Source organism: Pseudarthrobacter sp. AB1, from assembly GCF_014926485.1.
Taxonomy (GTDB): domain Bacteria; phylum Actinomycetota; class Actinomycetes; order Actinomycetales; family Micrococcaceae; genus Arthrobacter.
Genome location: NZ_PZKO01000035.1, coordinates 1 through 12,724, shown reverse-complemented (window position 1 = coordinate 12,724; position 12,724 = coordinate 1). Strand labels below are relative to the sequence as shown.

Here is a 12,724-nt window from a genome sequence, read left to right as displayed (position 1 = left end):
GCTGGTGGTTGCTCGGGACTAGACGCGGGCCAGCCCGGCACCCTCCGCCAGCAGCTCCACGGAGCGGATCCTGGCCTCGGTGCCGGTGTTCTGGTGCGCCACGATCAGTTCGTCGGCGTCGGCGTGCTTGGCGAACCCGTCCAAGTAGTCGAGCACCACGTCCGCGGTTCCGATGGCCGAGTACGTCATCATCTGCGAGACGTGCTGGCCCTGCGGGGAGTCCAGGATCATGTCCGCTTCATCGTCCGAGAACTCGCGCCCGCCGCCGAAGAAAAGTGAGACGCGGGCGCGCAGGGTGGCACGGAAAGCCGTCTGTGCCTCGACGGCGGTATCCGCGGCAATGACGTTGACGCCGGCGATCACGTGCGGTGCGTCCAGCTGGGCCGAGGGCTTGAATTCACTGCGGTAGAGGGCCACGGCGTCCTGCAGGGCGTTGGGGGCGAAATGCGAGGCGAAGGCGTACGGCAGACCCAACTGGGCGGCAAGGCGGGCGCCGAACAATGACGATCCGAGGATGTACAGCGGCACATTGGTCCCCTTGCCCGGGGTGGCCTCCACACCCTGGATCCGGGTGGGACCGGTGAGGTAGCCCTGCAGCTCCAGCACATCCTGCGGAAAAGTGTCCGCGGACATGGGGTCCCGGCGCAGCGCGCGCATGGTGTTCTGGTCGCTGCCGGGCGCGCGGCCCAGGCCAAGATCGATCCGGCCCGGGTGCAGCGTCTCCAACGTGCCGAACTGCTCGGCGATGGTCAGCGGCGAGTGGTTGGGCAGCATGATTCCGCCGGCGCCCAGCCTGATGGTCTTGGTGTGGGCGGCCACGTGGGCGATCAGCACGCTGGTGGCCGACGACGCGATGGCGGACATGTTGTGGTGCTCCGCGTACCAGATCCGGCGGTACCCAAGCTCCTCCGCCCGCTGCGCCATGGCCACGCTGCCCGCGAAACTCTCCGCCGCCGTCTGGCCTTTGCCGATGGTTGCCAGATCAAGGATGGAGAGGGGAAGCGTCACGTCGGTGCCGGCCTTTCAATGCGTTGCGTAGGGTGGCCGGCCGGGTCGCGGCGGGCGCACTGTGGACAACGACGGCGGCGCCCGGGATATTTCTGCGGATTTTAAACCAACGCGGGGTCACATCGCGCCCATCCCGGAGGGGACTTTATAGGCGCGATGTGACCCCGCGTTGGTTTGGACTCACGAATCAGGCGGCGCACCCCCCAAGGGCGATCGATGAATCGACGGCTGCGATCTGCTTCTGGACGTCCCCGAGCCTGGTCTGGAGGGCGGTGACGACGTCTTTCTGTGCCTTGACTGCGTCGTTGCTCGGCTTCTTCTGGCCCTGGAGTTCCCGAAGCTTTGTCTGCGCCGCTGTAACCTGCCCGTCGAGGATGGTCAGTTGCGACTGCAGGGACGCCAAGTTTGCCTCCGCGGCGCTGATTTCCCCGTTGAGCTGGTTGAGCTGGCTCAGCAGCGGATTCACGCGTGTCTGCAGGGCCAGTACTTCTGCTTCTTTGGAGGTGATTTGGGCGTTAATGTTGGCCAGGTCGGCTACGAATTTGTCCCCGATCTGGTTAAGCGTGGCGATTTCGCTAGTCTTCGCCGTGACGGCGCTGTTGGCCCCATCGACAGCAGCGGAAAGGCCGGTGATCTCGGACTGCAAAGCTGCGAGCTCAGTCTTCTTCGCATCCATTGCGGATTCGGCCGCGGCTTGGGCCTGTTGGGCGTCGGCGAGGGCGGACCTGCGCGCATCCAGGACGGCCTGCTGGTCGGCGATGGCAGCGTGGGCTTCCCGGACACCCGTTTCCAGTCCCGGCAACGCGGCTTCGAGGTCCGTTACGATCTTTTCCTGTGCCGCCACAGCACTGGCGGCTGCCGCTGCGGCGTTCTGCAAGGCCGGCAGTCCGTTCTGAAGTGCGGTCAGATCCGACTGCTTGCCGGTGACCGCCGCGTTGGCCTGGTTGACGGCGTCTTGTAGGGAGGCTATCTGAGATTTCAGTTCCGCGATCTCTGCTTCCTTGGCCGTGACGGCAGTGTTTAATGTCGTCAGAACAGTCTGCAGCGGCGCGGCCTGCTGCTGCAGGGTGCTGCTTTCCAGCTGTCTTGTTAGGAGCTGGGCGTTCAGCGTTACGACCTGACTATTGAGCGTGTTCAGGTCGCCCTGCATTCCGGCGATCAGGGTGTTCTTGTCCGTGATCTGCGTCGTGATGTTCGCCAGCTGGGTCTGCTTGGCTGCACGCGAAGCCTCAAGCTCCCGCTTCCTGCTGGAATTTCCCTTGATGGCATCGATCTGGGCCGTCAAGTCGGCGATTTCGGCTTCAAGACTAGTCTTTGTTGACTGCAGTGTCGCCAAGTCGCCCTGCGCCTGGGTCAGTTGGCTCTGTTTGGCCGCAATCTGCGTGTTCAGGGTTGCGATCTGGCCCTGAAGCGCGGCAATGGTGACGTTCACCGCGGCGATGTTGTCAGCGTTGGTCCTCACAGCCGCCGCTGCCGCCGCAGCGTTAGCCTGAAGGGTGGTCAGTTCAGCCTGGGCCGCAGTGATGGCGGCATTCTTGTCTGCGAGGGCGGACGCGGCGCTGGCGGCCGCGGTCTGGAGGTTTGCCAATTCAGTGGTGGCGGTGGCGATTTGCGCCTGTTTCGCGGTGACGGCAGCGTCGGCATCCGCGGCCTTCCCCTGCATGACCGACAACGTCTGCTGTGCCGCCGCGACACTTGCCTGCTGCGCCTGCAGGGCATCTTCGGCGGTGGTTTCCGCCTCCTGCAGGCGCTTGAGCTCTGCTTCATCGTCAGTCACGGCTTGGGACGCGAGGCCGACCGCGGCTGCGGCCTGCTGTGCCGCCGCGGTCAGTGTCAACAGTTCGGCCTGGTCCGCCCGGATCTGCGCTTCCTTAGCCGAAAGATTGGCCGTGGCGTTGTCCGCTGCCGCTTTCAGCGTGGCAAGCTCGCTCTCGGCTGCGGCGACGGCTTGGTTGTTTGCCGCAATTTTCGCGTCGACTGCGTCTGCCTGGCTGCGGAGGTCTCCAGCTGCGGCCTGCGCGGCGGCAAGGTCTTTCTGCAACGGCGTCAGCTGATCTTCGACGTCCGACTTCTGACCTTGCAGTGTGGCGAGGGCAGCCTGGGCGTCAGACACATCGGCGGCCTTTGCCGCCTGATCCGATGTCAGCAGGTCCAGTTGGGACTGGGCGGTCCCGGCTGCCTGGGTCAGGGCCGTCTCCTGGACCTCAAGGTCAGCCAGCGCTTTGTCCGCGTCGGCAATCTGCGTCGTCAAAGTTGATGCCGTCGCCTGCAGCACGCTGCGTTGGGCCTGCAGGGCAACGATCGCGGCGGCGTTCTTCCTGGCCGCGGCCTTTAGGAGGTTCTCCTGAACCGAGCCCCGGTGGGCCAACTGGTTCACCACGCCGTTGCAAATGCCGGTTGCGGACCGCGAGTCCGCGGTTGCCGGCATAACAAAGACAAGCGTGCTGGTCAGCAGGCCAGGCAGTACAACCGCAGCAGCAAGTCGCCGCGCGAGGCCAGATTTTGATGAGGCGATGGGCATTTCTAGCTCCTGAGACCGTAGGGGCAGCCAACTCCGGCTGCAACACAGTTCCCAGCGTATTTTGGGCATCCTCCCCGGCACACGCGTAGTGGGCACCTGTCTTTTTGGCGTGAGTACTCGTTTTTTGGGGGAGTCGCCGGGCCACTACTCGCTTCGGCGGCCCCGCTAAGCTAGCGGCATGGCCAACAAAACCACTGCAGAAAAACTCGCCACCATCCAGAAGGGCTACACCCTGGAAGGTGCCACCATCGAGTTGGGTGCCGCCATTGTGGACGGCGAACTCCACAAGGAAGCCCAGGTCCGCCTGCCGCTGGCCATGATGAACAGGCACGGCCTGGTAGCCGGCGCCACCGGCACCGGCAAGACGGTCACACTGCACATGATGGCCGAGCAGCTGTCCACAGCCGGAGTTCCCGTGTTCCTCGCGGACATCAAGGGCGATCTTTCCGGCCTGGCCACGGCGGCCGCCGGCAGTGAGAAGCTGAAGGCGCGCACCGACAGCATCGGCCAGGCCTGGTCCGGCAAGACGTTCCCGGTGGAGTTCCTGGCCCTGGGCGGCGACGGCAATGGAATTCCCGTCCGTGCCACCATCACATCGTTTGGCCCCATCCTGCTCTCGCGCGTAATGGAGCTCAACGACACCCAGGAGTCCAGCCTGCAGCTGGTCTTCCACTTTGCGGACAAAAACAACCTCGAGCTGATCGACCTCAAGGACCTCCGGGCAGTCATCCAGTTCCTCACCTCCGACGAAGGCAAGGACGCGCTGGAGGAACTGGGCGGCCTGTCAAAGTCCACCGCAGGTGTCATCCTCCGTGAACTGGTGAACCTTGAAGCGCAGGGCCTGGAAAGGTTCTTCGGCGAGCCTGAATTCGACACGGCCGAGCTGCTCCGGACCGCCCCGGACGGGCGCGGCGTCATTACCTGCCTGGAGCTGCCCACCCTGCAGACCAAGCCGATGCTGTTCTCCACCTTCCTGATGTGGCTGTTGGCGGACCTGTTTGAGGACCTCCCCGAGGCCGGTGACCTGGACAAGCCCAAACTGGTGTTCTTCCTTGACGAGGCACACCTGCTGTTCAACGGCGCATCCAGGGCCTTCCTGAACGCCATTACCACCACGGTCCGGCTGATCCGTTCAAAGGGCGTGGGGATAGTCTTCGTTACCCAAACCCCAAAAGACGTTCCCGCCAGCGTCCTGGGCCAGCTGGCCAACCGCATACAGCACGCCCTCCGGGCCTTCACACCCGAGGACGCCAAGGCCCTGAAAGCCACTGTGTCAACGTTCCCGGTCAGCGACTATGACCTCGAGGAAACCCTCACGTCAGCTGGGATCGGGGAGGCCATCATTACCGTTATGAATGAGAAGGGCGCCCCGACGCCGGTTGCCCACACCCGGCTGCGTGCACCCGAGTCCGTCATGGGCCCCAGCACAGAGGAACTCATCAATAGCACCGTGGGCGGGTCCGCTTTGCTCGCCAAGTACGGGACCGCGGTAGACAATGTCTCCGCATACGAGAAACTTACCGGCAAGACCGCGGCTCCCACCGGCGAAGCCGCCCCGGGTCAGCCTCCGGCTCCACGGACTTCCGGGCACTCACGTTCGGTCCAGTCACGTTCGGGCCAGGCCGACCTCGACGCCGAGGCCCGCAGGATCGAGGAGGAAATCCTGGGACGGCCCAGCAGCCGGCCCGCACCGGTGCCCGATCGTGGCGCCGGCACTGATGCGCCCTCGCGGCGTGCACCGGAACCTGCGGCCCCTGCCGGCGGCGGCATGGCGGGCGACCTTGCCGGAGTACTCGGCGGTGCCCTGGGCGGCGGGTTGAAGAGCATGGCCCGTTCCCTGGGTACGCAGCTTGGCCGGGAGCTGCTCCGCGGCGTTTTCGGCACCTCGTCCCGGCGCCGGCGGTAGTAAAAACCGGACGATATCCGCCCTGGCTTTCCCGCCGTCGGACGTCAGGAAAGCCGACGCACCCTGCTGCACGGGGCGGCGGCAACACCTGTGTTCAGCGGGCTTGCAGGTAACGTAAGGGAAGTGCAGATGAGTCAGGCGTTGGTGAGGATGGCAGCAGGGTGGCTGCTTGGCCTCATGCTTGCCGTGGCCGCGGCCATCGTTGGGGTCAACGTGGTGAACAACACGGTGGCCAGTCCACAGCAGCCTGTCCGGGAATACCTGGACGCCCTCCACGAGGGTGACGGCGGCAAGGCGCTGGGTCTGTTGCGGGCCACAGTGCCACCCAGCAACGCCGCCATGCTCGACGGCACAGCACTGCAGACGGCCGCATCCCGCCTGGCGAACATCACCATCGGCGATGCCGAAGAACGCTCAGGAAACCAGGTCATGGTGCCCGTGCAATATACGATCGATGGCAGCAGGCTTCACACCGAGTTTCTGCTGGAGAAGACCGGCACCGAATGGCTGTTCTTTAATACGTGGGCGTTTGTGCAGTCTCGGCTGCCCACAGTGGGCCTGACGGCGGTGAACGCGAGCGAAGCCACCCTCAACGGCGTCCCGGTGAACATGCCCCAGGGCAGAAATTCGTTCGCCGTATTCTACCCGGGCGAATACGAGGCATCCCTGAACGGTGAATACTTCGCTGCTCCCGCCACGCGCGCCACGGTGACGTCCCGCGATGTCCCGGTGGCTCCCTTGAACCTGCTGACCGAGGCCACCGACCAGCTTCGGAAGGACGTTGGTGCGAAGGTACAGGAGTTTCTCGACACCTGCGCCGCCCAAGCCGTGAAGCAGCAAAAGCTGCAACCGGACTGCCCCTTCTACTTCGCCAGCCACAACAATGTGGACGACGGCACCATCAAGTGGACCATCACGAAGTACCCGGAGATTTCCATCGAGCCCTTCGATGGCCGCTGGGTGATTGCACCCCTCGACGGGAAGGCCAAGGTGGAGGCGGTCCAGCAGAGTTCCTTCACGGGCGCCTGGTTCCCGCTCAACGAAGAGGTGGACTTCAGCTTCACCACCCGCCTGGACGTCGCCGGCGACACCATCAGGGTCACCCCGCTGCTGAGCTACTAGCCCGGCGCCACTGGCCTGGCTGCCGCAGACCCGCGGGCCGCGTGATGGGAGCCGTTACCGGCGCCTGGCCAGCACTGATACGACCTGCCCCACCATGTCCGCCGGCGAGTAAACAACATCCGCGTAGTAGTACCGCAGCGTGGTGTAGCCCTGGACCACCGACTCGTTGTTCCGGCGGTGGTCCTTCTTCACCTGGGACCACTCAGCATGTTGCCGGCCGTCCAGCTCCACCACCAGCCAGCCCTCCAACAGGAGATCAACCTGACCCACCCGTTCAAGGTAGGCCTGGGTTTCCACTTGGATCCCGGCCTGCCGGAAACAGGTCCGGGGCAAGGTTTCCAGAAGCGAGTCCGAACCCCGGTCCACCCACCTCAGGACCTCACGCGCAGGGCCGTTCCGCCTGCCGGGCAGCCTGGCCCTCAGACATTCCACGGTCATGTCTCCCCGCTGAACGGCACATTCCACCATCACCAGCGACTCGGCAAAAGGCAGACACCTCAGTGCGTGAATCAGGACATCGGCCGGTTGCGCAACAGGACCACAAGCTCTGCCGGCGCCGTCGGGAGTGAGTACAACCCTCGGTCCGGCTGGAGGAGCTGCCCGCCCCGGACTGCCCGGCGCAACGACGCATCATCGATTCCGGGCCTGCCCAGCGCCGGGCGCCCGGCTGCTCCGCCGCAAAGCAGCAGTGCTTGGTGCACATCCATGTGGCCATGCTGCCTCCGCCGGGGACCTGGCCGCGCCCCATGGCGCCCCTATGTGGATAACTCGGCGCTCCGGTGGTTGCCCATGGCGTCACGCAGAGCACGCTTTTGGCTACGAGCGGAGACGTATCCCCCGGCAATCCGCGGCCGGGCGCCGCCTCGAGACGCAAAAGGCTGCCTCCCGTGACACGAAATCCTGGGAGGCAGCCTTTTCACCTAAAGCACGACGGCGGTGATCAGTCCATTCCGCGCAGGTCCAGGACCAACTCCGTGTCGCCGTCGTCCGTCAGGAGAACCGGGATGCCCCAGTCCTGCTGGTACAAGTGGCAGGCGGCGTGGTCCGGAATCTCACCGTCCGCATCCTCCGGGCCGTCGCAGGCCGCGGCGCGGGCGGTGATGTGCAGGACGCCCTCCGGAATGCCGGAAGCCAGTTCCAGCGTGCGGAGCAGCCCCACCGAAGTCCCACCGCCGGACACAAGCAGCTCCGGCGGAGTGGAGGAGATCTTCAGCTGCGTGGGGTCGCCCCAGCGGTCGTCGAGCTTCTGCCCGGTGGGCGCGGTGAAGCGCACGGTCAGTTCGAGCAGCCCGGGGGCGACCGGGCTCTTGGGCCGGTGGGTCTGCGAGGCGCCCTCGTCCACCTGCTGGGCTTCCTTGGGGATGGGCACGTAGACCAGCTGGTGCTTGTTGGCCTCCACCACTACCAGCAACGGCTCGGAGCCTGCGGCGTGCGTGTGGTCCACAATCACGTCGGAGGGTTCCGAGAGTCCGCGGGCCAGCGTGGACACGGTCCCTGCGGCGGGGTCGTAGCGCCGCACGGCACCGTTGTAGGTGTCGGCGATGGCAATGGAGCCGTCAGGCAGGACGGTGACGCCGAGGGGGTGCTGGAGGCGTGCCTCGGACGCGGGGCCGTCGCGGAAGCCGAAGTCGAACAGGCCCTTGCCCACGGCGGTCTCCACGGTGACCGTGCCGCCGTCGTCAATGATCAGTTTGCGAAGGGCTGACGTTTCGGAGTCCGCCACCCAGATGTTGCCGTCGGCGTCCTCGGCCAGTCCGGACGGCTGCGCGAACCAGGCTTCGTGGGCAGAGCCGTCCAGCAGGCCCTCCAGTCCGTTGCCGGCAATAATTGCCACGGCGCCGGTGACGGGCTCGAAGCTGAAGATCTGGTGCGTGCCGGCCATGGCAATCACCACGGCGTTGAGCTTGCTGGACCACACGACGTCCCAGGGCGAGCTGAGGGACACTTCCAGCGGATGCTCGCTGAGCTGGCCCGTGAAACCGGCCGCGTCTTCGTCCACCCGGGCGGGGCCGGTTTCCAACAGGCGCTGCACGCCGTTGCCAACAATCGTCGTGGCCTTGCCGCCCGTGAGCGAGAGTCCCCTGAGCCTGTGGTTGACGGAGTCTGCAATGACGACGTCGTAGCCCGCCTTCGCTGCCACCTCTTCCGGAAGCAGCACCAGGCCCTGCGGTTCGTTAAACCGTGCGGTCGGTTGGACGGAGTCGACGGCAGCGGCCGGGCCGTCAGCGTGGCCCCTGGTCCCGGAGCCGTAAGTGCGCAGCACCGTCTGGAAGTCGTTGCCCAGCTCCACAAGACGGTGGTGGCCCGTGTCGGTTACCAGCCAGGAACCCCCGGTGGCGGTATCCGCGGCAGCCGGAGTCCCGCCGTCGGACATTCCCTGACCGGCTGAACCCTGCGCGCCTGAACCTGTTCCGGCTGAACCGCGTCCCGCCGGCAGGAACAGCGCCTTGCCCGGGAAGCGCAGCGTGCCCGAGGTGGCTTCCGGTGCCACGTACGGGCCGGAGCCGCGGTGGATCGTGCCCTTGGCCTCGTGCTCCGCGATCAGTTCGGGGATGAGCACGGCAAGGCCGTCAGCGTGGCCTTCACCGGACAGGTGCGCCACGATGTAGCCCTCGGGGTCGATGACCACGAGCGTGGGCCAGGCGCGCGCCGTGTAGGCCTTCCAGGTCTCCAGCTCGGGATCGTCCAGGACGGGGTGGTGGATCTCGTAGCGTTCCACGGCGGCGGCCAGGGCCACGGGATCTGCTTCGTGCTCGAACTTGGGCGAGTGCACGCCAACGGTGACCAGGACGTCGGAGTACTGTTCCTCAAGCGGGCGCAGCTCATCGAGGACGTGCAGGCAGTTGATGCAGCAGAAAGTCCAGAAGTCCAGAAGCACGATCTTGCCGCGCAGGGCTTCGAGGTCCAGCGATTTGCCGCCCGTGTTGAGCCAGTTACGGCCCACCAGTTCGGAGGCGCGGACACGGAGTTGGGTGCGTACGGTTTCGCTCATCAGCGGCCTTCCAGCTTTGAGTTGCGTTCAGCCAATCTGGCATCGCGTTCAGCCAATTTGGCAAACATATCGTTGTAAGCAGTGAGATCGGCGTCGTTATTCCTGTCCGCCGCCCGATCGGTCCGTTTGGACTCCCTGGCATCGGAGCGGGACCACATGATCGCGACGCCGATGGCCACCAGGAGGGTGGGCACTTCGCCGATGCCCCAGGCCACCGCGCCGCCCATTTGCTGGTCCAAGAGGGCGGAGGGCCCCCAGGCACGGCCAAGGTTGCCGAAGTAGTCGGCCGCCAGCAGGCTGGTGCCGCCCATGATCGCGACGCCGAAGAACGCGTGGAAGCCCATGGTCGCCAGCAGCAGGAGCAGGCGCATGGGATATGGCGCCCGGCGGGGCAACGGGTCCGTGCCGATCATGCTCAGGATGAAAATGTAACCCGTGAGCGAGAAGTGCACGATCATGAGCTCGTGGCCCACGTGGTCCCGCATGGCAAAGCCGAACGCGTCCGAGTAGTAGAACAGCACGATCGAGCCAGCGAAATTGGCCGCGGCGAAGAGCGGGTGCGTGACCAGTTGGGAGACCTTGGAGTGGATGAACACGAGCAGCCACTCGCGGGCCCCACGGGTGCCGTCGCCGCGGGCAGGCAAGGCCCGCAGGGCCAGCGTCACCGGGGCTCCGAGCACCAGGAAGATGGGGGCCACCATGGTCAATGCCATGTGGTCCACCATGTGCGCGGAGAACAGGATCCTGCCATAGACCGACGGCGGCCCTGACGTGATGTAGGTCAGCACCAGGAGGCCGATCACCCAGTTCACGGCCCGGAACCACTGCCACTTGTCGCCGCGTCGGACCACCTTGGCGACGCCCAGGAAGTAGGCCACCAGCCCGAAGATCACCACGGCCACCCAGAGCCAGTCAAAGCGCCACTCCGTCAGCCAGCGTTCCGGCGTCAGCTCAGGCGGCAGCTCGTAGCCGGTGATGATGAAGGCCGGCGAGGCATCCGGTGCAAACGTGGTGGGCTGCGGCGGGGCCGATCGGCTCAGGGCGACGGCGACGCCGGAGGTGGCCCCCATAATCAGGAGTTCCACGAGGACCAGCTGCCACAGCACGCGGCGCGAGGACATTGCCGAGCCTTTGCGGCCCAGCTGCGGGATGACCCACTGCCGGTGCATCAAACCGATGCCGCCAAGGACTAAGGCGGCCGCCGACTTCGCAAGGATCAGTTGGCCGTAGGGGGAACCAAGGAGGTCCCCCCAGTTGGTGATGCGGATGCTGGCATTGATGACGCCGGAGGCAAAGACAAGCACAAACGCAAAGCCGGCCAGGGAGGAGAAACGCCGCAGCGTCGGTTCGGTGATGTCGGCGGCGGTCCCGGACTTCGAGCCGGCCAGGATTCCGGAGAGCAGCGCCAGGACAATAATGCCGCCAACCCAGGCACTGACGCCCACGAGGTGCAGGCCCAGGGAGTTGATGGCGCCTTCGTGGTCCGACGAGCTTGAGGAGTGGCCGATCAGCGCGGCGGGAACCAGTCCGGCCAGCGCAAGGATCAGCGTGAGCGCAAGGCCGCCAAGGGACCTGACGCCAAACAGCGCGGTGGTCACCACGGCCGCGATGATGGTCACGGTCAGCCATGCCCGGCCGGTATCGATGTCCGTCATGAAATACACCAAGGCGCGGGTGAACTCGGCGTCCCCACCGACCGCTTGGCCGGCAACGTCTGAGTAGGTGAGGACCAGTACGGCCACCGCTGACAACGTCCAGGCAGCACCCGCAGCGGCCGCAATGGCCAGGACCCGGGCGAAGGCCGGGTGTTCCGGAGCGTCCCCATGGTGCTGGTTTCGGGACCGGGGTCCGGCAGATCTTGGAAGGATACCGACGGCGAAGATCAGTCCGCCGATCACTGTCGCCAGTGCCACGTTGTGGATGGCCTTGCTGACGGGAAGCCCCCAGCGGACCAGGGCTCCGGGGTCAGAGACCTCACGGGCCGCAGCCGCCCCGGAGAAAAGGAGTGCCGCCACCAGTCCCAGGAAGAGGGCAGCGAGGCCCGCGAGCTGCCACGGCGGGGAAATCCCCAAGACGCCGCCACCCCGGGCCGAGACGCCCCCGACGGGGCCTGGCTGGGGTGCTGCGGGACGGGATTTTGCTGCAGAAGGCACTTATCCATTGTCCGCTACCGGTGCCCGCGCGGCGAATCGGCTTAAAGCAAAGGAGCGGCAACCCTGAGGTTGCCGCTCCTTTGCTGCTGTTGCTGAAGAATACTACTTCTTCTTGGCGACTGCAGCCTTCAGCTTGGAGCCGGCGGTCAGCTTGACGCTGTGGCCTGCTGCGATCTGGATGGTCTCGCCGGTCTGCGGGTTGCGTCCGGTGCGTGCTGCACGGTCGGTGCGCTCAACTGCGAGCCAGCCCGGGATGGTGATCTTCTCGCCGGCGGCGACGGAAGTCTCGAATACCTCGAACAGTGCATCGAGGACGGAGTTGACGGCAGCCTGGCTGGTGCCGGCCTTGCCTGCTACCTCTGAAACAAGTTCACTACGGTTCTTAGCCATTGATGTCCTCCTGGACGGTCACGATTTCTGGAGCCTGAACGCGGCATGCGTGCAAGCCACTCTTCGAAAACTTACCAGCTTGGGCCCGCGAGGACCGCAAATTCCGCGTGTTTCCGCGACTTTTTGACCAAAATCACCGGTTTTCCGCGGATTTCCGGGGGATTTGCGCCCACAGCGGACCGTCCAGCAGGTGCTGCAGGTATCCAGCAGACGCTCTATCAGATCCTGCGCTCGTCCCCAGGACGCTCTCCCACTTCGCGCTGCCGGAGTCTGCGGGGCGTACGACGGCGGCGGGTTGGTTCCCAGCATCGTCTTGTTCGCGGTTGTGGGAGGGTGTCGGATTTCAGGCCCTTCACTGCCGGGCGTGGTTCTGTGGGCCGGCGGGCGGGTGGTTTGTGGTGCTGGTTGGGTGGGTTTTGTGGGTTGGGTGGTTAACGTGGGAGAGCCCCTCAACCTGGTGGTTGGGGGGCTCTCGACCTGTAATGATGTTCCGGCGGTGACCTACTCTCCCACACCCTCCCGGGTGCAGTACCATCGGCGCTGTGGGTCTTAGCTTCCGGGTTCGGAATGGGACCGGGCGTTTCCCCCACGCTATGACCGCCGTAACCCTTCTACCCGGCCCGTTCAGGCGT

General features: G+C 65.5%; 9 protein-coding genes and 1 rRNA gene. 2 read left to right on the top strand and 8 right to left on the bottom strand.

Annotation, left to right across the window (positions count from 1 at the left end; all coding sequences use genetic code 11):
- Positions 1-18 precede the first annotated feature (18 nt).
- Together DAD99_RS09840 and DAD99_RS09835 are read right to left on the bottom strand one after the other, a co-directional pair.
- Positions 19-1,008, bottom strand: coding sequence for an LLM class flavin-dependent oxidoreductase (locus tag DAD99_RS09840; protein WP_193341387.1), 990 nt, complete (start codon positions 1,006-1,008; stop codon positions 19-21).
- Between the two features lie 187 nt (positions 1,009-1,195).
- Positions 1,196-3,529, bottom strand: coding sequence for a chromosome segregation ATPase (locus DAD99_RS09835; RefSeq protein WP_193341386.1), 2,334 nt, complete (start codon positions 3,527-3,529; stop codon positions 1,196-1,198).
- Between the two features lie 178 nt (positions 3,530-3,707).
- On the opposite strand from DAD99_RS09835, the gene DAD99_RS09830 reads away from it, so the two are divergent.
- Both DAD99_RS09830 and DAD99_RS09825 read left to right on the top strand, forming a co-directional pair.
- The gene (locus DAD99_RS09830) at positions 3,708-5,435 is read left to right on the top strand and encodes a helicase HerA-like domain-containing protein (RefSeq protein WP_193341385.1); all 1,728 of its coding nucleotides are present in this window, start codon (positions 3,708-3,710) and stop codon (positions 5,433-5,435) included.
- 129 nt (positions 5,436-5,564) lie between these two features.
- Complete coding sequence (locus DAD99_RS09825; protein WP_193341384.1) at positions 5,565-6,557, top strand: hypothetical protein; 993 nt, start codon at positions 5,565-5,567, stop codon at positions 6,555-6,557.
- A 54-nt stretch (positions 6,558-6,611) separates the two neighbouring features.
- Here the strand turns inward: DAD99_RS09825 and DAD99_RS22165 are convergent, their stop codons facing one another.
- From DAD99_RS22165 to rrf, 6 genes are all read right to left on the bottom strand, one after another.
- A complete protein-coding gene (locus tag DAD99_RS22165; protein WP_309233239.1) occupies positions 6,612-6,854 on the bottom strand; it encodes a DUF559 domain-containing protein in 243 nt (80 codons plus the stop codon).
- Positions 6,855-7,066: 212 nt separating this feature from the next.
- Entirely contained in the window at positions 7,067-7,264 is a 198-nt protein-coding gene (locus DAD99_RS09815; RefSeq protein WP_193341383.1) for a hypothetical protein, read from the bottom strand.
- A gap of 233 nt (positions 7,265-7,497) precedes the next feature.
- The gene (locus tag DAD99_RS09810) at positions 7,498-9,549 is read right to left on the bottom strand and encodes an NHL domain-containing thioredoxin family protein (protein WP_193341382.1); all 2,052 of its coding nucleotides are present in this window, start codon (positions 9,547-9,549) and stop codon (positions 7,498-7,500) included.
- Positions 9,549-11,702 carry a cytochrome c oxidase assembly protein gene (locus DAD99_RS09805; protein WP_193341381.1) on the bottom strand — a complete coding sequence of 718 codons (2,154 nt, stop codon included), beginning with the start codon at positions 11,700-11,702 and terminating at the stop codon, positions 9,549-9,551. The genes DAD99_RS09810 and DAD99_RS09805 overlap by 1 nt, the downstream gene beginning before the upstream one ends.
- A gap of 102 nt (positions 11,703-11,804) precedes the next feature.
- Positions 11,805-12,092 carry an HU family DNA-binding protein gene (locus DAD99_RS09800; RefSeq protein ID WP_056341443.1) on the bottom strand — a complete coding sequence of 96 codons (288 nt, stop codon included), beginning with the start codon at positions 12,090-12,092 and terminating at the stop codon, positions 11,805-11,807.
- A 488-nt stretch (positions 12,093-12,580) separates the two neighbouring features.
- Positions 12,581-12,697: ribosomal RNA gene (rrf, locus tag DAD99_RS09795) — 5S ribosomal RNA — on the bottom strand.
- Positions 12,698-12,724: the final 27 nt, after the last annotated feature.